This is a genomic window from Segatella intestinalis, from assembly GCF_029348455.1.
Taxonomy (GTDB): domain Bacteria; phylum Bacteroidota; class Bacteroidia; order Bacteroidales; family Bacteroidaceae; genus Prevotella.
The window spans coordinates 122,451-143,435 of record NZ_JARJVV010000004.1 but is presented as its reverse complement, the minus strand read 5'-3'; the positions used below and the strand labels follow the sequence as shown (position 1 = coordinate 143,435).

Sequence of the window (20,985 nt, the reverse complement as noted above, 5' to 3'; positions counted from 1 at the left end):
CAAGATGGACAAATATTATATAGAAAAACCAATATTCGGTATAAGCCGACATCGTATGGGCATAGATGGAAATGGGGTTACTACACTCGTTGCCTTCATGGGATGCCCATTGAAGTGTAGGTACTGCCTGAATGATCAATGTCATGCCCCAATATATGAAAATGATGGTAAATCTTTGCAAAAAGGCATAAGGATGCTTACACCAAAGGAATTGTTTGATGTTGTGAAGATTGATAATATCTACTTTCAATCCACTGGCGGAGGTATATGTTTTGGAGGTGGAGAACCTACAATGAATGCGGATTTTATCATTGAGTTTGCTAAACTATGCCCCAGAAATTGGAAACTGACAATAGAGACATCTCTTCATTGTTCATGTGAGACTATAGAGGCTTTGTCCAAATATATAAATGAATGGATTGTTGATGTTAAGGATATGAATGATTCTATATACAAGAATTATACGAAGGTGACTTCTGATATTCATTTGCAACTCCATACCTTAAAAAAGTTTGTCCCATTAGATAAAGTTACAATCAAAGTGCCTCTTATTCCTCATTTCAACACGCAGGTAGATGTCGATAGAAGCATTAATAAATTGAAGAGGATGGGATTTAAGAACATTTCTCAAATCAAATACATAGAACGAGAAGCTAAATTTGATTCAAAACAATAGTTCGATATGAGAAAAGGAAAAGAAAAATGTGAGATACTGAAAGCTATCCGTACTTATGTTGCGGACAAGTATGGCGTGGAATATACGCCTTCAGAATGTAATCATAAAGGTGAGTGTCAAGGCACTTGCCCGAAGTGTGATGGCGAATTGGCTGATCTTCAAGAAAAACTGGAAGCTAAAGGTATTACCGATATTTCAGAAGATGCCAAACTTAGGGAAATTGTAAGAAATTATCTATCCAAAACTAAGGTAGAAGATTATTCTCTTCTTGTTCCTGATGACGATTCCGAAAGAACGCAAGGTATGCCTATGCCTTTACAAGGTGACCTTGCTATTGAAGATGGACTTGTTCCAGACGATCCGATAGAAGGGAATATGGACTTTTTTCCTATAGAGAAAAGAAAATTGTTCCTGGAATGTAACATAGCAGGTGCAGCGTTTTACAACATTGATGATATTTGGGACGAGCTACAAGACGGTTCGAAACTGGTCCTTGTTCGTGAGAAATACAACGTCCATGATGAAAATGCCGTAGCAGTAGCCATTGCAGGTGATGAAGGATCTGAATACGAGGACGTTGGACCAACTCTTGGATATATACCAAGAAAGGTAAATAAGTCGTTGGCTGCACTACTTGATATGGGGTGGCAAGATGTCTTTGAAACAGAAATCAGTGGACTAAGAAAGGATGCGCCTTACAGTGACCGCATTCACATCTCTATCTTTATAAAAAACAAAGATGTCGAAGAAGAGCTTGAAAAAGATGACTTTCGACTACGAATGATGGTTGTTACAGAAGAGGACAAATGGAAACATATGGCTGACGAACTGTGGCAGAAAGGATATACTTATTTTCGTTGGGGTGGTTTTCCTCCTTGGGAGCGTGACTTACCAAATAAAGGTGATAAAGTGGTATTCTTGTATTATGATGGTGAGCAGTATTTCATGTATCTTATGAAAACAATTGCCATTGGTGAACAAACCATGCCATTCCTTGAAGACTTTGAAGATCTGCATCGAGTTGATGACTGTACTGGCTATGTTTTAACGAACGTGGTTGGCCCCGTTATAATGGAGGATTGTGAACTGTATTTGCCAAAAGAACTGCTAAAAGGTAAATATCAACCAGACGAACGCATTTCACAATCACTTACGAATAAACTCATGGATATATTTGTCAGTCATCAATATTCAAGCCTCAATGACTTATGATGTAATGAATAAATCGATTTCAATAATGCAAAACGTGTATGAACTATAAAAATAAAATACGATGAATAAAATATTTTGCTTGGAAACAGAATGGGATCAGAGCATGCACGACTTAAAGAAAAAGTCTACAGTATTGCCTTTGCTTGACTTTCTGGAGAATGCGATTAATATTGAATATACTTTTAGGCAGGTAGCCACAGAATCTGATTTCAATTATTATATCGATCATCTCCAACAGCCAAGTTACAAGGCCTATGACCTTATCTATTTGTGCTTTCATGGACAGAAGAAGTGCATCTGTTTTGCTGACAAGACAGATTTGGCTTTGATGGCTTTCGCTGAGAAAGAGGAGAACCTTGGGATATTTGAAGGTAGAAACGTACATTTTGGAAGTTGCAGTACTTTAAAAATGCGTGAAGAAGATATCAAGATGTTCAAGCAGTTGACAAAAGCAAGAATGATAACGGGATATACCAAAGATGTCGATTTAACATCAAGTTTCATTTTTGAGACTTGGCTGATGGATGCAATCAATAGAAACGAAGGATATGCCGCAAAACGCATAAATGACCTTGCAGAGAAAGAGATGCCATACTTTACAAAGTTATTTGGATTCAAGGCATATTAGATTCAAGGATAAGTATATAAAATTAAGTATTTATGAAACATTTTCTGTTAACTTTATTACTGACATTTATTGTCGGTGTTTGCTCTGCACAAACAGAGCACATGAAATTTAAGGGTGTTCCTATGGAGGGTACCCTTCAGACATTCACAAGCAAGTTGAAGGCCAAAGGATTTATGCCTATTGGCGTTCAAGATGGTGTATCTTTATTAAAAGGTGAATTTGCCGGTTATAAAGACTGCACCATTGGTGCAGTGGCTGATAAAAGCGGAATGATCTGTAAAGTTTCCGTTATATTCCCTGCTATGGATAAGTGGGGAGATTTGGAACGCTGTTATTCCAACTACAAATCCATGCTCTCAGAAAAATATGGAGACCCCAAAGATTGTGTAGAAAATTTCCAACACGATTATGTCAATGATGACAGCTCGAAAAAGTATGAATTGGAAATGGACAGATGCAAATACTATTGTATCTTTAACGGAGATAATGGCGAAATCCAATTAGAGATTACCCATCAGAGCATGACTTGCTATGTAATGCTCAGTTACTTCGATAACGCCAACCAAGAAAAGTTGAGAAAACAGATTATGGATGATTTATAATTTGTCGAATAGAGAGTTGCCTATTGCATAGAACTCTCTTCGTCAAGCCGTTTCACGAAATGCTCACATTGTGGGTCATTAAGAAATATACAATAGCGACCACATTCCTGCTTGTGTGGACAACGACACAGGATAAGGTGGCCGTCTAAAGCTTTACTATGCCAATCGTAACTTTTAGCACAATCCTTACAATGATAGATTGTTGCAGTTACGATTGGCTTTATTTGTTTTCTTCTTGGTTTGGACATAAATTAATCTTTGGATAGTGTTATCGCCGAAGACTTCTGGTTTCTTCTCTTTGTAGAAGAGTGTCACTCATAGCAAATGATGCAACTGTTCCACAGCCAAGTGCTCTGATAGCTGCCTTAGCGGTATTGCCTGTATCTACTACATTATCAATGAGATAAGGAGTACGGTTTGTAGGCAAGTCTTTATGCCTGTAGAACCCCATATCTTCGGCAGAAAGCGTCTGGCCTCTTTTCTTGGCATTATATTGTGAGTTTCGCTCTATGCCACGAAGGGCATCAACGATAGGGAGGTGAGTATATGACGAGATAGCCCTTGCCAGCTCCATGGTTTGTTCGGCTTTGCCATGATGTCCTGGAATTGGAACGAGAACCGCATTTTGAGGTAACAGCTTTGCTATCTGGCGAGCAGCATAGTCTATGGCATCATGGTCTCCATCTTTCAGTTTATGTGCTACCCACCGGTTGATACCATCATAATATCTACCAGTGGATAGGAATGTGATACCGTCTGAAACAGTTTTGATTGGCTCGTTTTCTGTCATGGAGTAAATAATAACATGAGTTCTGCATACCGTCTTCGCTCAATGGAAGGGATTCGTTTCCCTCGCCAATGGCAATGGTTCACATAATCGTCTCTGATGTTCCGGTTGCCTACTTCGAGTTTCTTTAAAACAGAACTTTTAGGGTATTTGCCTTTATATCCGGTCACCTTGTATGGTCCGATATTATATGATAATGCAGCAAGGAGTAGGGAGTCTTGACCATAGGAACGAAACATAGCACATAACTCTTTGAGGTCTTTACGAAGAAGTTGCTCTGCTTCATATGTTGACATATTAGCAGAGTAACGTTCTCCAGGTCTGAGCTTATGTCCATAACCTACATAAGGATAGTCCTTAGCTTGGTGCATGCCTTCATAGAACCTTATACAGCATACCGCACGCTCGAAAGGTGGCAACTCAAAAATGGACGCCGGTGTTGATGCCGGTCGCTCTGTCGGCATTCGAGCCTGGACATTCGCAACCAGACTCAGTGATATAAGCAGGAATAATATTATCTTTCTGAAAGTCATTTTATCTTGAATTTGTTTATCTCGTCAATCATATTCTTGACATCGAGGTTTACACTCATGAAATTCTGATATAGGATTCGTTCCTTGGCATCCTTAGATGGGAAGGTGTAGAACTTCGGTATCTTATAGTTCGCATAGTCAGCTTCTTCCTCAGCAATCTTCTTCATATCGAAGTCCGTCTTGCAATAGAACTTAGAGGTCTGGAACTCTGCTGATTCCTGGATATTCATGCTGTCACCTCGTCCGGTCTTGGTCTTTATGAAGTCGCGAGCTGACTGTCCACAGATCCAACCAGTAGGCATGTCTGAAATTTTACTGGCAGGAACAAGGCTGTCCATGTTCTCATTGAGATTGATGGAAGTCTTGTCACGGTCGATGGTTACACCTTTCTTTAACTGAACTACCTTGCCAAAGATGTCGTTGGAGAGCCATTCCAAAGTCTCTTTTGCTCTTGCTGAACCACTAACCACGTTACCTACAGTTGTGATAACCTTCTGCATACCCACCTTTCCGTAGTCAGATTCAAGCTGTGGCAACTCCTGAAAACCCAGAGCCACGCTAACCTTGTTGCTTCGGGCAGTACCGATAAGTCGGTCTATCTTGTGGAAGTAGAGCGTAGGCAACTCGTCCACGATGATGCTGACAGGGATATTCTTACCTTGGCCAGTATTGACACGGGTGACGAGGCGGTTCAGAATCAAAGCATTCAACGCACCAATAATACTTTCCATCTCTGGGTCGTTAGCGATGAGTAGATATGACGGATTCTTCGGATCTGACACCTTCAAGTCAAAATCATCACCATCCTTGTGGAATATCCAATAAGACTCCTTGGTAGCCAATCGGGAGGTATAGACACGGAGTGTACCAATCATACCTTCCAACTGTTCCATAGCCTTATTCTTCATGGCAGTTTGGAATGGGCCAAGGAGAGGAGCAACCTCAGGATCCGTTTCCAAAACCTCAAAGATGGTCTGGTAATCGAGATTGAGGAAAGAAAGGATATGTGGCATGTCACTGTACTTGCCCAGCCAATACTCTGGTTCCACCTCTCTGCCGGTATGGTCAAAGACTCTGCCAGTAGGTTTCGGACGATGAGTCTTTGGTTCTGTTGTCATCTCTGCAATAAGAGGATTGCCGTTCTTGTCGTATGGCACCTTCTTGTAGTTGACAAAGAAATAGATACAAGCTGCCAGGAAGTTGACCGCTGATGTTTGGAAGAACTGGTCACTACCGCCACCACCTTCTTTCTTACCTTTCTGCAAAGACTCCAAAAGGGTTTCTGCCGTTTCACTGGCTGCAGCAAGGTTACCAATGTATTTCTGCTGAATAGGATTCACACGTCTGGAGTATTCTACATCCACAAAGTTTATGATGTTGAACTTGCATCCTGGTGGTACCTTTCCGGCTTTCTGGTTTATCTTATAGTGATAATACAGCTTCTGCGCAAGCGTAGGGAACTTGTAGTCATAGACAACCATAGCAAAACCCTTGGCACTGTGCTGGCGGATGAACGGCTCAATGATGGAGAAAGTCTTACCGGAGCCAGGAGTACCAACTACCCATGTTCCTCGGAAAGGATTCACGATATTCACCCAACCTTTGCGGAACTTGCCCTTGTAGTAATAGCGCATCGGGATATTTACACTATACTTGTTCTCCTGCAGTTCCTGACATTGCTCAAAAGACTCGTTCTCGAAGTTGAAACGGTCTTTGAGCAATCCTTCCTTCAGGAACTTGGAGATATTGTCGAGGGCAACATGGATGCAGATGGTACCAAGAATAGAGGCAGCCATGTAGAGCCAGATATTCAGACTGATGGTATAGAACCTCATGTCCATATGATGACCGAAAAGCCATATAGACAGTATGGTAACAAACAGTCCACCCACCAGCGGATAGAACACCTGACGGCGAGCATCAAACTCCAAGTGTTTCTTGTTTCGGGTGCCAATGCAGGTGATACAGATAAGCACGATGGTAGCAAGTTTGCTCCATACGAGGTTGCCATCCAGATAGATGAACCACCTCTTTACACGGCTATGAATGTCACAAACAATGCCACCCCAATAGTCAAGCAACGCAGGATCTATAGCATACTCAAAGAACTCCACTATCAATGATAAGTAGATCAGACAGCGGAATATCTTATACATAGTCTGTAATTCTTTTGTTTCCTCCATGAAACCTTATTCTTGTATTATAGTGAATATTTAATGCTAATTATATAAAGTAATGATTGGACGGACTTTATGCGCTTGCGTCTTTGGTGTTTCTTGAAGTGCTCCTGAGGCTAACGAGTACAACCAGGCTTTGGCTGTTTCCTGGTCTTTAACCTCTGTCGAAGTCCAATACCAACACTCATCCGGATTGTCTGGAATCACATCGCCTCCGCACTTGCGAATATACGTATTTACCGCACTGCGTGCTTGATACAAGAGTTTGATCTGAGCAACGGAAGGGATGTAGGCACTCTGACCATATTGCCACATGTCAAAGACTGCTGAAGCTGCAGGTGAAGTGCCAGTGGAATACATAGCATGAGTATTGCCGTTACCGTCAAATGCAGCAATATCAGCTGATGTGTTATGCTTCATTCCGAGAGAGTCAGAATAGGCAAACGGCTCAATGTCCTTTAGATAGACAGCATAGCCTGTGCCTTGGATGTCCTCGTTCTGATTCACATAGAACACCACAGCAATAGGAGTCTTGTTTTGGGACTTAACTTCCTCGAATCTTACGACTTTGCCGTCTGTACAGAGGATGTCGCAGGTCTTCATTGCCGTATCAGGAAAGTCTCGATGCTCATCGCATGAGGCAAATGCTACTGCCATGAGAGTAGCATAAATGATATGTAGTATCTTCATTGTTGCTATTTCTTTAATGTGGGTATCTTGAATCCTATCACGATGCCAGTGCGAAACAAGTCTTCTCGCTTGGGAAGGGTGAGATCACATTTGGCTTGAACAAACAATCCCCACCCATGACGTAGGGCAAAATTATGCTCGTAACCGACATGCAAGCCACCGACAAACTTGTCAGTGTCACTGCCAGCACTTGCGCCAATTCGGAGGTTTCCGTAGTTGTTCCTGTCTCTTGCCACACAGGGTTTGTAGGCAGCACCAACTCCCCATGTACGGTAGTTGTTCCAAAACGACTCTGGGCAGACATGTCCGCATGATGCACATTCATCCCATTTGATGTAACCGTTGATGAAGTACTCCCAAGCGTTGTGGTAGCGTGTTTCATGTTCCCATGAGATTGTGGCATCCAAACCTCTCTGATATAAGGCTCCTGCACCAATGGATATTCGGTCGCTATGGCTCTGGGCGAATGATGAGACTGAAACAAACAGTCCCATCATCAATGATAAAATGTATTTCTTCATCGTCCTATTCCTCCATCATTAAGTATGAGTTGAATGAATCGGCATACAGAACATCTTCATAGTCTATATCCAAACTGATGGTTCTTCCACTAATCTGCTTCTCAGAAATCTCAATAGTCAGCACCTTGTCGTTAGGAAATGTCATCTTTTTCAGGACGAGAACGTTTCTATAACCATATTTGAAGGTCTTGGACTGGTCAAGCACCATAGCTGGCGTAAGCTCAATCATCTGGGCATTAGTTGCCTTGGAAACCTTCTTGTCATTCAGCTTGATACGCATCTCGTCGATGTCAAAGCGGATATTGGTGCGGTTCTCGATGCTGAAATCAATGAAGAAGTATTCTCCAACAGAGTAGATGTTGTTCAACCTCATGGTCATTCTGTGCTGCTTGGTGCTCACATTTCGTATTCTTGCCGGTGAGTTCCAAATCTTTCTTGCATATCTGGTCATATCCTCAGTACTCATTGATACAGAAGGATTATGGTATGGAATCTTCTCTGAGGCAAGAATCTGTTTGTCTGTGACTGCTTCCTGCATTCGTGTAGTGTATATCAGAGCGTACTGGGTTCTGTAACGCTCTGTAACTATCGTCACAATAGCAAGGATGTCACCATCTGCATGTACGGCTGCACCTTCCTTGGGTTTCAGACGGATGGTATTGTTGATTGGCTGGTCACCGACCACTGCATCCGTAGAAATATCAACGAAGCGGACTGGCTCTGAGGCGGTAATGACTGTTGTGACATTCTCATTGATGGTAAGCTGCTCCATTTCCAGATACGTCTGTTGTGCCATGGATGGGAGGGAGGCTAATGCGCATACTGCCAATGCGCAGATTTTCTTGATAGTCTTCATAATCATATATGTCTTTATTATTTATCTTTCTGGTTTGAACGTGAATTGATGAGATACACAAAGGTTCCGTATTTCAGCTTGGCTGAGTTCTTCTTGATGGCTTTGCTAATGGCGTTGCTTGTCTTCTGAACGGCATTGCTAACGGCTTGTGCTCCCCAGCTTGCCAGGTTGCCACCTCCTGTAGATGTACTGTTGGTAAGGGTTGAAGTATTGCTCAAAGCACCGCTTCCAACATCTTTCGTGGTTTCTCTGAACTGGCTGCTTGGTACATATAATCCTTCGAGTCCGTCGGTATCATAGAGCAAAAGGTTTACCTTGACGATGTCATCATCTACCATGATACTCTTGACAGTGCCCTTGACACGCTGTGAACCGAAGCCGCTCATGGTGGCATAGATGTAGGAGCCTTTATGAATGACTGCTTCATTGATGACAATATCATCGAGCAGACGAAGTCTTACTCTTGATCCATCCACCGCCTTGATGTTCTCGTCTATGATAGCCTTGATAAGTCCAGCTTCCTTGTCATTGTCGCACAGGGTGTTGAAGTAGTCGGATGTAACCTTGACCTTCTTGACAACCTCTTGCAGTTCATCGTTGGTCTTCTTCTTTTCCGGAATTTCAACCTTTCCTTCCTTTGCATCTCCAGTTTTGGCAGTCACTTCGGCCTGCATGGATGGGGTAGAGACCTGCTGAGCCTGCATCCTTGCCTGGGCAATGGCTCGATTGAGTTCTTCCATCGCTTCCTGTTCACGCTGTTTGCCACGAGCTAAGCGATCATTTTCTGCCGAATTATTGCCATTGACGATTTCTTGGCCTTTCTGTGCGCTCTCCTGTAGCTGCCTTTGCATCTCAGAGAGCTTCTCGGCTTCCTGGGCTTCGACCAGTTTACGTTCTTCATCTGAGTACTTTGTATCATACTCTTCCTTGGTATCTTCTTCATTGCGTTCAATGTTTCCTACTGCTGAATAATCGTCTATCTTACCGTATGATTTGAGCATACTCTCATACTTGTTACCAATACCGTCTCCCTTCATTTTGGCATCAGGCAGGTCTGGATTAAGATACTCGGTCGTAGTGAGACCATCAGGAATCTCAGCCTTCTCCGTATGAAAGAGGTCAATGACGAAGTAGCCGACAAACAACAGAGGGAAGTAAATGATAAGCGGTATCATATACTTGGGCTGTTTCCAGTTAATCTTTTTCAATGCGTCCATCGTTTTCTATCTTTTCGTTATTATTCTTTTGATTATCTCTATTCATGGCAGGATGCGTGGTGTAGGCTTTTTCAACAGCTTTCCAGACTTTGCTGTGTCGCAGACGCAACATCTGCTCTTGCCTTTCCGTAGCACTTTGTCTTGACTGTTGATGACTATACACCACTACCATCCTGTAGATGTTCAAACCAAAACAGAAGATTATGAAACCAAATACAAGGTAGAGGAACAACAGTTTATGGTCATTAGCAAACAGTTGTACCTTGGCTGCAAGCACATCAAGCTTCATAGTCTTGGCAAACTTGCGTCCTGCCTTCACCTCATTCTCATATCTCTGACGATATTGAGGATCATCTTTGTCCGGCATCTTTTCACCGATAAACATTTTCTTCCATCCCATATCAATATGTCAGTTTGGTCTTTTGTTCTATATCCTTATTGAGAAGGGTTCTCCAGTTGGTAATCAGCAAACCATGTGGGTTGTTGTCAGTACGGGGAACACGCTTCAAATGACCTGCCGTCACAAGTTCTCTGGTAAGAATGCTTGTGCGTCGCTCAATACGCTGTCTGCCATAGTAGGTGAACTCCATCTTCTCCTTGTCGAACTTAATACTGTCACAGAAGATGCTGAACACGGCACTCGTACCCATGATGTTTGAGTAGAAGCCTTTCTCCTTTAATGTATTGTACTGCGCAAGACCCGTTTCATCAACCAGATACATGGCTTTATCCATTGTATATTTGATGTACTTGTCATCTGGCGCAAGAGTGAAGAAGTAATGATGGAACATTTCCACATGGCTCTTTGCCTCCACATCGAGTGTTTCTTCCATGGTGCTGCGCTGAACGAGAATAGGAACATTGCCATCCAGTACATACACTTTCTGATGAGCATCTGAAACCATTTGCTTAGCTGTCCAAATGCTGGAGATACAGATGATGATGCAGCCCACAAGGAAGAGTGAACAGATAATCATCACCAACTTGATTTTGTTTTCGAGATTCTTTATTACCATACCTTATTATATATGTATTATTTGCTGTTTACATCACTTTGCTAATCATGCCTTGGGTTGAAATCTTGGCTTGCTGTGCCACACCTTCACCGAAGTTTCGGGTAGAGAAAGCTGTATCTCCTTCAGGAATCATCCATGCAGCAAGGTCTGGAACGAGGTTCAGACATTTCAACGCCACAATGCTTGCTGCCATCAGATAACCGGCTGAGAAGAACGAGTTCTGCAGATATGCTGCCATCGTCTGCTCACTTTCGGTAATGGCTGTAAGGTTCTCCACCTGAATGCAGAGCACTATATCAAAGAGTAAAAGGACATAAAAGCCCACGAAGTATAGCATTGCTCCATAGAAATGTACCGTGAGATAACGTATCAGCCACTTTGCCCAGGCTCCTTCCCATTTTGGCAAGAGAGAGAATGCCCATTGTATCGGACCGAATATCGTCAGCATACCCAGGAGTATCTGTTGGCAATAGATGGTAGCCCACCAGCCTATACGGAAGACAATCAAAGCTATGAGCATAATCACCTTGTCTATGCCTACCACCGCACCAGCTGTGAGTGATGTGAACCAGAGCTTCGAAGCATCAGTTTCCATGTTTGTCACTTCATCCACACCTGCTTGTTCCATGGTGGACTCTATCAGGTTTGGATCCGATGTGCCAGAATGGGCTACGTCAGCCTGGGCTTGTAATGAGTTATAAAGAGTATCACGGGTATAGATGAGCTCCTGGACTTCTTCAAACTTATCCTCAATCTGTGCGGACTCCGCTTCATACAAGTCGTGGGTGTATGAACCTATGCAGTTAGGGATATAGGAGAGAAAGTCAAGTACACACCAGCTGCTGCCGTTGTTTGTAATGCCGGTATCTGCAGGTGGGTACCACCAACAGAGAATGACACTGACCACAAGAGGCTTGAACAGCTTCATGATGTCTATCGGCTCATGCTTTACCATCATCTTGTAGGCCATACTGCCAGCTACGACTATCGAGAACAGCGCAGCCAGAGCCATACACATCTGCAATATCCACCAAAATGGACCTTGGGAGCCTGTGAACGTGGCATCACAAAGGAACTCGTTGGTCTGGAATATCACATCATCAATCTCCTGTTCGAGGATCTTGATACCGAAATCGGAAAGGATGTTTGAATCTGCCATGTTTTATTGTCTTACTATGTTGTTATCATCGGAGTCTTCAGTTTCTGAGCCTCCAGAGTTATTTCCTACATTCTTTTTGCCTGCTTCACGCCATCTGTTGATTGCTGATGATGCGTGGCTGGCTACATTGTTTCTTCTTTCAAGTCGTGCAGCAAGCAAGGAGGAGGTCTTTCTCTTGTTGCTTAGTTGGACTAAAAAGGAGATAAGTGTCTCATTCTGCTTGGTAATGTCATCATAGATGGCAAGATACTGCTGTTTGCGCTGGGCATTGGGCATATAGGCATCCTGCATCTCCTTGATGGCTGTCTTGTACATCTTGTAGTATTCTGTCCATCGTGTCTTGTCTGAAACAGAACCACCAGCGCTTACTATTCGGTCAATATTCGCCTGAAAGTCCGAGAGCTTGGAGTTGATCTTGTTTCCTTCTGCAAGCCAGGCAATGTCAATCTGCCGGTCTGCAATGTTGAGTGCTTCTATTTCTGCTCGTTGGGTAAAAGATGCTTTGATACTGTCAGCAACATCCACCTGCTGATATGCAGAGACTCCGGTCATGGTTCTGAAAAACTGCTTGTTCTTTTTTGCTGCAGTCTTCTGATAGCTGTTGTGTAAGGCATCATAATAGAATGCAGGAGTGAGACCGCCAGAACCAATCTCCTGAACCGTAATCTGGTTCATCTTGGCTGCATCATGGTTGTAACTCACATAGCCTTGGGCTGATGCGTTAAAGCATAACGTCAATCCACATAGACAAAGTGCTGTCCGTGAAGATATTAAATGTTTCATATTCATTGATTTTTTATTTTATTATCCTAATAGCCTAAATATCCTGCACCTCTCCATCTGCCAAAGGCATCGTTTATGATATCCTCCTTGCTCTTGGCACGGTACACCTGCTTTTTCCAATAGCCGATTCTCACTTGGATATATCTCCATGTTTCGAAGTATGCCTTGTTGAGATGCTTGTTGATGTTGTCGAGCGAGTTGTTGATGTTCGTAATGATGAGAAGCAAATCTGACGTTGAACATGCCGCAGCTCCAGTAGCATATAGCAGCAAATCACTGACTGACCTATAGAGATTGTCGCCTTCATCTGCAATCTTAGCCAAAGCCTTGGTGTTGATGGTGATAATCAGCGTATCGGTACTCATGATGTTTCCTCTTTCCAGGCATTTCTTCCTGAAATCATTGAGCATCTTTCTATAGTCACCGACTTTGTCACTCACATTCTCATAGGTGCTGTACACATTGAGACTGGTACGGAGTGACTGGTACAGAATGTCAATCACGTCAAATGCCCTGGTGTACTTATCCAGTTCCTTGTTGATGTCCCTGAATCCAATGTTGGCATCGCCGCTGTAGTCATGCAGCAGTTTATTGCTTGCCTCTAAGGTGGAACGCACAAGCAGCAGACTGCGCTGTTGCTTGTGGTCTTTGATATAGGCCTCAATAGAAACTGCATCAAAGCCTACCTGAGCCTTTGCTGCTGAAGGCAAAAGAGTCAACAGACAAATGAGTATTGTCAGTATCTTGCTATTCACTGTTGTCTTCTTCATCGTCATCATATTTTCCGTTATAACTATCTGAATGTCCACTATCGGCTGCATGTCGCAACCATCGTTTCCTGCATTGTTCAATGAGAGTCTGTCTTCTGCCTTGCTCGTCATTCAGTGGGGGAGCGACACTCCTTAAAATGTCTATGATGGAATGCTTGTAATGCATCATCTTCTCCAATGACACCAGGTCTGCAAATATCTTGGTGAGACGGCTGTCTATCTGACGTGCAATCTCCAGGCGGTCACTTGACCAGAGCAAATGATAGGTATCATCCGTATTGTCTGATTCCACTGGGTTGCTCTTTGCATATTCTACTGTTGGGTCACAGTCTGGATAGTCACGGGCAATCTCTGCAAGTTTAGCATTTACTTCGGCAGCTTTTTCCTCATCGGTCTTAGCCGGGTCGAGGTTTACTACAGCTACCACTTGCGTATCGCTATATTCCGTGGTCAGAGTCCATGAAATCTGCACAATGGCACGGTGTATCTTGATGCCCATGAAGTACTTGGGCTTTCTTGCTATCGAGACTGTTGCCTTGAATGTGATGACACCATTGATATTCGGCATGGATGCAGTACGGACGAAAGTATTACCTTTCCAAGACCCCGAACCATTCCAACTGAGATTATAGGCAGTCTTGCAATCCTGCATGATGGCCGGTATGCGGTAATAATCATCTGTCACGACATTCTCACCATCAATAGCCTCTTGTTTTGCCTTTTGGTACTGGGCAAGTTCTGATTCGGCAGTACTCTTGTCAGACTTCAATGCTGTAATGCAATCTTTGTTAGCGTTGTACTGTTGACGATACCTCGCAGCATCATTCACATTTGAATTCTTAATTTTTCTAAGAAGTTCCGAATTTTCTGCCTCCAAGTTTGTGATTTCAGACTGGAGAGAAGCCATTTTCCTCTCTGTCTCCGCAATCTTGGAATCAATCTCTGAGGTGTTGACACTTTCATGAGTGACACTTGTGTCCATAGCACACTGCTTGGTGTGACCATTTACGCTACCTCCACAACTCGAACACTTGTATTGGGTCGAAGCTTCACCAAGTTTGGTACCGCCATGGCAGGTAACACTGATGGTTGCAGTTTCACATCCTGCAATTTTCTTGGCATCGGTAGTCTGATAGTATCTCTTTGCATCACTTGAAAGATAGTAGGTGTAACCTTCCTCGTTATCATTGAGTTCTTTCAGTCGTGCATTCAATCCGGCTTTGAACGTGTTCATGTCCATTGTGTAGGAATCAAAGACATCCTCATAGGCAACTTCCTTTTTATACCAGCTCTTTGAAACATGAATCTCGTAAGCATAGGCTTTAGCATATTGACCACTTTTCTTCTTGCTGAGAATATAGCCTGACATATAGTAGGTTATGCTATAATTGAAGCCGTCATTCGAGTTGTTATGCTGCTGAACATCACTTCGACTCCATCCAGCATGGCTTTCTGAGTTTCTCAATGCTGCTTCTCTTTCTGCCGATGTTGGAGTATAGTTTTTGTCCTTTGTGCTGATACGATACCAGTGATCACCTTTGATGATGGCATCATTGTCTGTAGGTGGATAGTAGTCGCCCAGCTTCACATTACCGGCATCAACTCTATAGATATACCATCGCTGGGTGTAGTATTGTCCCATTCCTTCACGGGCATAGTCTGTTACCCAAGAGGTCAGATTGTAGTTCGATAAAGAGAAGAGATTTGCAATGCTGTCCCTTCCTCCAACAAACTGCAAGAGCGTATTGCCTGCATTTGCAGACAGACTGTTGTAGAGTCCATACACATTTTCTGCAATCTCAATGACGCTGCTTGTCTTATCCATCATCGTACCACAGAAACTACTGTTGCCAAGGATTGAGCCTACAGCATTACCAGCTCCAGCAGAAGCAAGGTTGACTCCCATGGCATACAGGTTGTCTATGTCTTCCTTCAGATTCTCCTTCGTAAAGTTGGAACCGAACCCGGAAAAGTTGTCAAACATCGCTTCCCAATCTACGTTGCCCAACTCCGAGAGTTTCAGAATAGCCGCCAATTCCTGGTTGATCTCCAGAAATGCAATATCCTTGAACGAGAGGGTGCTGTTGGTGACGATAGACTCGAACTGATAGCAGAGAGTCTTGGTCTCTTCACATACCTTATATAAATAGCTTCCCCAGTAGAGAGCATTCTGTGGACTTTTGAGCATCATTCCAGCTACAGTCCATATCTTCGGCATGATCTTGGCCGACACCATGTTGTAGATACGGCGGTAATAGTAGTTCTCCGTCGAACTTGTCCATAGTCCCAGATGGGTGAGGGCTTTACGGTCAAGGAACTTTGAAGTAAAGATTCCTGCTGCAGCCACCTCTGCCGCCTGATAGTGTTCACGTATCTTGGCTACCTGTTCGGCATAATACGCCTCAGTAGCTGCCTCTGTTGCAAAAGCGGCTGTCATTGCTTCTACAGTGCGCTTGTCATAGTTTACACTGTAGTACTGTGCCATCGTCGGTACTACGGCACAGAGATAGAGAGTAAGTATTATCAGATAGCGTTTCATTGTTTGAATATTATCGTTTATGACTTGTTACATATACTCATCAAATTTCCTCTTGGGTTTGAGGTTCAGCACATGGCCAGTCTGGTTCACCTTCTGGGCAAATGGTAGGGATTTGGTGATTCCTGACAGTTCCCAGTCTCGGCAATAGGCTTCGATGGCATGCTGATGGTCGCATTGCAACTCTTTCTTGTAGAGTTTCAGCGCTTCCTTTTCTGCTCGCTCGGTGGTATAGGTCATATAGCACTCGTGAGGTTCCTCAACTCCAAACACGCCTCCGACACTTCCTCTTCGGATAAAGACTTCTCGGAAGAAGCTTCTGCCTTCCTTGTTTTCAAGTCGGTTGATGGTGAAGATCTTCTTGCAGTCCACATCTGTCAAGCCAAGGATTGCCTTGATCTCGTCGAAACGTTCACGGAACTTGCTTTGGTCAAGCAGCATCACCACATCAGAGTTGTTGATGATGGCTTCCTTCACGATAGGACTTCCCACGATGTCCTGGATCTCCTGAGTAACCACACCCACCGATGCCCAGAACTTACGGGCTGTCTTGTAGAGGTACTTGATATATTCTGCCATCATTGGCGAAGCTATGGCTTTCCATGCCTCCTCGATGACAAGCACCTTTCGGTTCTTCTTGATACGCATCTTCTGAATGAAAACGTCCATGATGATAAGTGTAACAAGAGGGAAGAGGAGAGGGTCATCCTTGATGGAGTCAATCTCAAAGACGATGAAGGTCTCATCAAACAGCTTTGTGTCAAGGTTCTCATTGAGTGTAAGCTCATGACTACCGCCCTTATAGAAGTCCTTCAGCAGATAGTTGTAGGATGCCAAGTCTATTCCTGCCAGATTGTTCTCCTTTATAATCTGAGGAATACGGACTTTACTGTACTCGTAGAATGTGTTGAACGACAGGTTCTCTATCTGTTTCTTCATGAAGTATTCATCGAAGTATTCCGTGATAACCTGCTCTATGAGACGGTCTTCCGTCTTGGTGACTTCACCTTGGGTTCCTTTCCAGATGAGCATGACCAGATTTTTCAGGAAGCCTATCTTCTCGATGTTCAACTCCTCACGCTTGATGGCAAAAGGATTCATCGTGATAGGATGCTCGTCTGTGTAGCTGATATACTTGCCACCGACATATTCGCAGAGTCCTTCGTACGAATTACCGGTATCAACCATCACAACGTCGGTGTTCTGTTCCCACATCTGACGGACTACACTATTCATGTGGAAGGACTTGCCGCTTCCAGACGGACCGAGGCAGAAGAAATTGGAGTTATCCGTTATCTTGTTCTTTCCTTCCTTACCACTGATGTCGATGGCAACAGGCACACCTTGGCGGTCTGTATAGTAAATCTTCAACGGGGTTTCCTCACTATGCTGAATGTGCTCTTTGTACATGAGACAGGCGGCTGCATCACTGAGAGTCAGGAAGCGGTCATACTCTGGGTTGGTGGAGTAGCAATTACCAGGGAATGAGTTGACAAACAGCTCCAGCTGGTTGTAGGCTCTTTTGCTGATATGAATGCCCAATCGACCAAAGGAGTTCTCCAGATGGTTGGTACATTTCTGAATATCAGCATCTATAGGTACTCCAACGACAAGGTTGAAGTGAGCATATACCAACTGTTTGTTTTCTCTTGCTATCACATCCTGCACCTTCTTGATGTCCTCCACGGCTATCTGGTTGCTTGGATTTGGCATACTGGCATGACGGTTTTTCTTCTTGTCGAGTAGGGAGAGTTCTCTTTTCTGGTTGGGAATGAAGAACATTTGATTATACACAACTACATCGGCAGAAGGAATGCTGTCAACCAATGATACCATGTCCACTGGCATGGAAACATTGTTCACCTCAATGTTAGTGAAAGGACGGACTATAGATGGTGTGCTGACACAGTCAACATCAACAAGACTATACACCTTGCATCGTTTGTTACCCATGCTGATAGACTCTTCATCAACTTTGAAGTTTGTCATTGACACAGTCTTGTCGTTGAAGTTCATGGAGAAATAGCGGTCAACATATTCACGAGCCGTATTGCCATCGAGGTAGGATGCTTCCATGCCGGAATCTTTCAACTGGTCTTTGACCTTGCGAATTTTCACCATAAAGTCACGCCATTTCTTACTGTCAAAAGAGAAGATACGGCTTTTCTTGTTCTCCTGGGTGATAATCAGGTATGTCTGACTATCTGTATAGGAACGTCCGTTGAAATACTTGAAGTATGACTCAGACAAAAACTCATGGTTGTCGTTGCTCTCGTCCTTGAACTGCTTGCGAACAAAAACATCCTGCTTGTGAATGGCATAGCCTTCACCAAGAGTCTGGGCAAGTGCGGTAATAAGATGGTTGAACTCATAGTAGCTATCAATGTTTGCAGAATACTTCTGCACCGGGTTCTCCATCTTCAAAATGGCTGAGTATTCGCCAGTCTTGGTATAGAGCACGCCAATTCCATCCACATCCTCAACAGAGAAGTAGATGTCCTGAAAGATCTTCTTGCGTTTGCCTCCGGTTCCAAAGGCAGAGACTGAGATAGCCATGCCTATGAGTATAGCTACAAATGCTATGATTACATATATGATCATTGTTATTTGCTCTTTTATCAAATGAAGATAGGCTCATCCTTGCGAGAGGGTGAGCCTACCGATTTACACTATTCAGATTTCAACACACTTGCTCATTTGTTTACGTTTGAATTTTGTTTGATTACATTCTATGCGAACAGGCATAGATGAACACACCATGCTCTTCCTTCTTGGTATGCAACCCTTTCTTCTGTTTGAAGAAGATGAGGGCGGCTCCCGAACAGAGGGAAACAGCAAGAACCACAAGACCAACCACAAAGCCGAGAATGCAATATGCTATGATAAAGCCGAGGATGGCTCCACCAACGGCACAGGCTGCCCAAGTGATGTAGCGTCCCTGGAATCCCATAAATTCAAGGGGCTTCTGGAGACCCTTGAACATGGGATAGCTTACGTACTGATTTTCGTTTACTTCTCCTGACATGATGTATTCTTTAATGCTTGAACGATAGATTAGAGACCGAAGAACAAAGGCAGAGCCTGAGCTGCAGCAACGAGGAAGATACATGCGCCAACAACCATCATGATCTTCTTCTTGAAATCTTACTGATTGCTCGTAATATACTGATAATCAATACTAATTGGAATGACAAAATGACGAAAGAAACAAATTAGGAACAACAAAATCAAGAAACCCCAAAATGAAAGCATGAGAAAACAAAAATTAACACAGAAAACAATGGTAATTTTCCGATTCTATCATTAAGAGACGAAGTTGGATTGTGTATGAATCTCATATTGAACCTCTATTATGTAAAGCTATGAACTCACTAAAAAGCAGTAGTCACCTCCCTCATTGATAACATATTTGAAATAGAACACATGCCTAACAAAAGTTAAAGTTATCGTTTTGTGTTAATATATTAAATTAAATTGCTAACTTTGTAGACTAAATTGAATAGCAAATGCAGTTGGTAAATAGACTTAAAATTGTTCTTGCTGAAAAAAATATTACAAACAAATGGTTAGCAGGACAACTCAATAAATCTGTGATTACAATAAGTCGGTGGTCTCAGAATAAATCTCAGCCTTCTCTTGAACAGTTAAGAGAAATTGCTAAAGTTTTAAATATAAGTCCAAAGGATTTAATTAATGATTTGTAAATATGAATCTTAAAGAGTTAAACGAATTAAATAATATAAAGACAGTATCTTTATTCTCTGGTGCTGGAGGATTAGATATTGGTGCCATTATGGCTGGAGCCCATATTGTTTTTGCCAATGACATGATGAAAGAAGCTTGTATGTCATATCGTGAAAACATAGGTAATCATATAGTTCAGGGTAATATCAATGAAATACTTGAACATTTTCCTGTTATAAACGATGCTGATTTACTTATTGGCGGTCCTCCATGTCAAGGTTTTTCTGTTGCTGGAAAAATGGATGCTAATGATGTAAGAAGCCAACTTATTTGGAGTTACCTTAAGGCTATATCTATAGTTATGCCAAAGGCTTTTGTAATGGAAAATGTTAAGGCTTTAGGCACATTGGAGAAATGGAAGCCGATACGTGAAAAATTATTGGCTGAGATGAGAAATTTAGGTTACTCCGTAAACTACATGATTCTTAATGCGTCAGACTTTGATGTGCCACAAGCCCGAGAGCGCATTTTTGTTGTTGGAGTGAAGGGAGATAGTAAAAGAAAGCCTGATTGGCAGGACATGATTACGAAGTACTCAAAAAAGGCTCCTACTGTAAGAGAAGCATTGAGCATTCTGGACAAAGCAGGGTCTGGGAATAATAAAGGAACTTGTAAAGCCAAAATAACTTTGGCTGCTAATCCTGTAATGCGCAAATCTCCTTATGCAGGAATGCTGTTTAATGGATTAGGTCGTCCAACAAGACTTGACGGATATAGTGCAACTCTTCCTGCATCAATGGGAGGAAATAAAACTCCAATCATTGATGAAAAAGAACTATACGAAGGCAAAGAAGCGTGGGTTAAGAGCTATCACGATAAGATTTCAAAAGATTTAAGTCAAGCGAAATTCCAAGAAGCTCCACCTTTTCTTAGAAGAATGACAGTTCAAGAAGCTGCTGTTTTGCAAACATTCCCATTGGATTATAATTTTCAGGGGTCTCAATCATCCCAATATACACAAATCGGAAATGCTGTTCCATGCAATATGGCAAGAGCCGTTGTTTCTATGGTTATAGACATCATTAGAAATAACAAGCCAATATCGTATTGCTATGTACAGCCAAACTTATTTGATTAA

Annotated in this window: 21 protein-coding genes and 1 pseudogene; 6 read left to right on the top strand and 16 right to left on the bottom strand. The window is 42.8% G+C overall.

Translation table 11 applies throughout. From position 1 onward, the window contains the following. Positions 1-4 precede the first annotated feature (4 nt). From P3T48_RS03795 to P3T48_RS03780, 4 genes are all read left to right on the top strand, one after another. Positions 5-676, top strand: coding sequence for a radical SAM protein (locus P3T48_RS03795; protein ID WP_276505707.1), 672 nt, complete (start codon positions 5-7; stop codon positions 674-676). Positions 677-682: 6 nt separating this feature from the next. Further along, positions 683-1,888 (top strand): HIRAN domain-containing protein, encoded by a 1,206-nt coding sequence (locus P3T48_RS03790; RefSeq protein ID WP_276505706.1) that lies wholly within the window; start codon positions 683-685, stop codon positions 1,886-1,888. A 61-nt stretch (positions 1,889-1,949) separates the two neighbouring features. Next, positions 1,950-2,516, top strand: coding sequence for a DUF6642 family protein (locus P3T48_RS03785; RefSeq protein WP_094881626.1), 567 nt, complete (start codon positions 1,950-1,952; stop codon positions 2,514-2,516). 32 nt (positions 2,517-2,548) lie between these two features. Continuing rightward, positions 2,549-3,118, top strand: coding sequence for a hypothetical protein (locus tag P3T48_RS03780; protein ID WP_141241336.1), 570 nt, complete (start codon positions 2,549-2,551; stop codon positions 3,116-3,118). A 268-nt stretch (positions 3,119-3,386) separates the two neighbouring features. Here P3T48_RS03780 and P3T48_RS03775 read toward each other — a convergent pair whose 3' ends face one another. The 16 genes and pseudogenes from P3T48_RS03775 to P3T48_RS03700 all read right to left on the bottom strand — a co-directional run. Beyond that, positions 3,387-3,908: a phosphoribosyltransferase gene (locus tag P3T48_RS03775; protein ID WP_276505705.1), complete on the bottom strand. Its 522-nt coding sequence runs from the start codon at positions 3,906-3,908 to the stop codon at positions 3,387-3,389. Beyond that, complete coding sequence (locus P3T48_RS03770; protein WP_276505704.1) at positions 3,905-4,438, bottom strand: glycoside hydrolase family protein; 534 nt, start codon at positions 4,436-4,438, stop codon at positions 3,905-3,907. The genes P3T48_RS03775 and P3T48_RS03770 overlap by 4 nt, the downstream gene beginning before the upstream one ends. Then, positions 4,435-6,621, bottom strand: coding sequence for a type IV secretory system conjugative DNA transfer family protein (locus tag P3T48_RS03765; RefSeq protein WP_276505703.1), 2,187 nt, complete (start codon positions 6,619-6,621; stop codon positions 4,435-4,437). Before P3T48_RS03765 ends, P3T48_RS03770 begins: the two co-directional genes overlap by 4 nt. 36 nt (positions 6,622-6,657) lie before the next feature. Next, a complete protein-coding gene (locus tag P3T48_RS03760) occupies positions 6,658-7,305 on the bottom strand; it encodes an Lcl C-terminal domain-containing protein (protein ID WP_276505702.1) in 648 nt (215 codons plus the stop codon). 5 nt (positions 7,306-7,310) lie between these two features. Continuing rightward, positions 7,311-7,826, bottom strand: a complete 516-nt coding sequence (locus tag P3T48_RS03755) for a hypothetical protein (protein ID WP_276505701.1) — start codon at positions 7,824-7,826, stop codon at positions 7,311-7,313. A 4-nt stretch (positions 7,827-7,830) separates the two neighbouring features. Beyond that, the gene (gene traN, locus P3T48_RS03750; RefSeq protein ID WP_276505700.1) at positions 7,831-8,682 is read right to left on the bottom strand and encodes a conjugative transposon protein TraN; all 852 of its coding nucleotides are present in this window, start codon (positions 8,680-8,682) and stop codon (positions 7,831-7,833) included. 17 nt (positions 8,683-8,699) lie between these two features. After that, complete coding sequence (gene traM, locus P3T48_RS03745; RefSeq protein ID WP_276505699.1) at positions 8,700-9,899, bottom strand: conjugative transposon protein TraM; 1,200 nt, start codon at positions 9,897-9,899, stop codon at positions 8,700-8,702. Next, positions 9,877-10,299 (bottom strand): hypothetical protein, encoded by a 423-nt coding sequence (locus P3T48_RS03740; protein ID WP_118191483.1) that lies wholly within the window; start codon positions 10,297-10,299, stop codon positions 9,877-9,879. Before P3T48_RS03740 ends, traM begins: the two co-directional genes overlap by 23 nt. Position 10,300: 1 nt before the next feature. Beyond that, a complete protein-coding gene (traK, locus tag P3T48_RS03735) occupies positions 10,301-10,915 on the bottom strand; it encodes a conjugative transposon protein TraK (protein ID WP_118079520.1) in 615 nt (204 codons plus the stop codon). 28 nt (positions 10,916-10,943) lie between these two features. Beyond that, positions 10,944-12,074, bottom strand: coding sequence for a hypothetical protein (locus tag P3T48_RS03730; protein WP_118191485.1), 1,131 nt, complete (start codon positions 12,072-12,074; stop codon positions 10,944-10,946). 3 nt (positions 12,075-12,077) lie between these two features. After that, entirely contained in the window at positions 12,078-12,857 is a 780-nt protein-coding gene (locus P3T48_RS03725) for a DUF5045 domain-containing protein (protein WP_276505698.1), read from the bottom strand. A gap of 26 nt (positions 12,858-12,883) precedes the next feature. Then, entirely contained in the window at positions 12,884-13,627 is a 744-nt protein-coding gene (locus tag P3T48_RS03720; protein ID WP_276505697.1) for a hypothetical protein, read from the bottom strand. After that, positions 13,605-16,166 carry a hypothetical protein gene (locus tag P3T48_RS03715; protein WP_276505696.1) on the bottom strand — a complete coding sequence of 854 codons (2,562 nt, stop codon included), beginning with the start codon at positions 16,164-16,166 and terminating at the stop codon, positions 13,605-13,607. Before P3T48_RS03715 ends, P3T48_RS03720 begins: the two co-directional genes overlap by 23 nt. Before the next feature lie 27 nt (positions 16,167-16,193). Continuing rightward, positions 16,194-18,764 carry a TraG family conjugative transposon ATPase gene (locus tag P3T48_RS03710; RefSeq protein WP_276505695.1) on the bottom strand — a complete coding sequence of 857 codons (2,571 nt, stop codon included), beginning with the start codon at positions 18,762-18,764 and terminating at the stop codon, positions 16,194-16,196. A gap of 121 nt (positions 18,765-18,885) precedes the next feature. Beyond that, a complete protein-coding gene (locus tag P3T48_RS03705; protein ID WP_228113653.1) occupies positions 18,886-19,188 on the bottom strand; it encodes a DUF4133 domain-containing protein in 303 nt (100 codons plus the stop codon). Positions 19,189-19,217: 29 nt separating this feature from the next. Further along, a pseudogene (locus P3T48_RS03700) lies at positions 19,218-19,307 on the bottom strand (DUF4134 family protein); the annotation flags it as partial. 362 nt (positions 19,308-19,669) lie between these two features. Here P3T48_RS03700 and P3T48_RS03695 point away from each other — a divergent pair. Both P3T48_RS03695 and P3T48_RS03690 read left to right on the top strand, forming a co-directional pair. Then, on the top strand, positions 19,670-19,867 hold the full coding sequence (locus P3T48_RS03695) for a helix-turn-helix transcriptional regulator (protein WP_217348435.1): 198 nt from the start codon (positions 19,670-19,672) through the stop codon (positions 19,865-19,867). Between the two features lie 2 nt (positions 19,868-19,869). Further along, a complete protein-coding gene (locus P3T48_RS03690) occupies positions 19,870-20,985 on the top strand; it encodes a DNA cytosine methyltransferase (protein WP_217348434.1) in 1,116 nt (371 codons plus the stop codon).

Coding starts and splice junctions, on each gene's coding strand:
- P3T48_RS03740 (WP_118191483.1), bottom strand. CDS start 10,299: ATGGGATGGAAGAAAATGTTTATCGGTGAAAAGATGCCGGACAAAGAT.
- P3T48_RS03705 (WP_228113653.1), bottom strand. CDS start 19,188: ATGTCAGGAGAAGTAAACGAAAATCAGTACGTAAGCTATCCCATGTTC.
- P3T48_RS03765 (WP_276505703.1), bottom strand. CDS start 6,621: ATGGAGGAAACAAAAGAATTACAGACTATGTATAAGATATTCCGCTGT.
- P3T48_RS03715 (WP_276505696.1), bottom strand. CDS start 16,166: ATGAAACGCTATCTGATAATACTTACTCTCTATCTCTGTGCCGTAGTA.
- P3T48_RS03710 (WP_276505695.1), bottom strand. CDS start 18,764: ATGATCATATATGTAATCATAGCATTTGTAGCTATACTCATAGGCATG.
- P3T48_RS03790 (WP_276505706.1), top strand. CDS start 683: ATGAGAAAAGGAAAAGAAAAATGTGAGATACTGAAAGCTATCCGTACT.
- P3T48_RS03720 (WP_276505697.1), bottom strand. CDS start 13,627: ATGAAGAAGACAACAGTGAATAGCAAGATACTGACAATACTCATTTGT.
- P3T48_RS03760 (WP_276505702.1), bottom strand. CDS start 7,305: ATGAAGATACTACATATCATTTATGCTACTCTCATGGCAGTAGCATTT.
- P3T48_RS03690 (WP_217348434.1), top strand. CDS start 19,870: ATGAATCTTAAAGAGTTAAACGAATTAAATAATATAAAGACAGTATCT.
- P3T48_RS03770 (WP_276505704.1), bottom strand. CDS start 4,438: ATGACTTTCAGAAAGATAATATTATTCCTGCTTATATCACTGAGTCTG.
- P3T48_RS03725 (WP_276505698.1), bottom strand. CDS start 12,857: ATGAAACATTTAATATCTTCACGGACAGCACTTTGTCTATGTGGATTG.
- P3T48_RS03780 (WP_141241336.1), top strand. CDS start 2,549: ATGAAACATTTTCTGTTAACTTTATTACTGACATTTATTGTCGGTGTT.
- traK (WP_118079520.1), bottom strand. CDS start 10,915: ATGGTAATAAAGAATCTCGAAAACAAAATCAAGTTGGTGATGATTATC.
- P3T48_RS03755 (WP_276505701.1), bottom strand. CDS start 7,826: ATGAAGAAATACATTTTATCATTGATGATGGGACTGTTTGTTTCAGTC.
- P3T48_RS03695 (WP_217348435.1), top strand. CDS start 19,670: ATGCAGTTGGTAAATAGACTTAAAATTGTTCTTGCTGAAAAAAATATT.
- traN (WP_276505700.1), bottom strand. CDS start 8,682: ATGAAGACTATCAAGAAAATCTGCGCATTGGCAGTATGCGCATTAGCC.
- P3T48_RS03730 (WP_118191485.1), bottom strand. CDS start 12,074: ATGGCAGATTCAAACATCCTTTCCGATTTCGGTATCAAGATCCTCGAA.
- traM (WP_276505699.1), bottom strand. CDS start 9,899: ATGGACGCATTGAAAAAGATTAACTGGAAACAGCCCAAGTATATGATA.
- P3T48_RS03775 (WP_276505705.1), bottom strand. CDS start 3,908: ATGACAGAAAACGAGCCAATCAAAACTGTTTCAGACGGTATCACATTC.
- P3T48_RS03785 (WP_094881626.1), top strand. CDS start 1,950: ATGAATAAAATATTTTGCTTGGAAACAGAATGGGATCAGAGCATGCAC.
- P3T48_RS03795 (WP_276505707.1), top strand. CDS start 5: ATGGACAAATATTATATAGAAAAACCAATATTCGGTATAAGCCGACAT.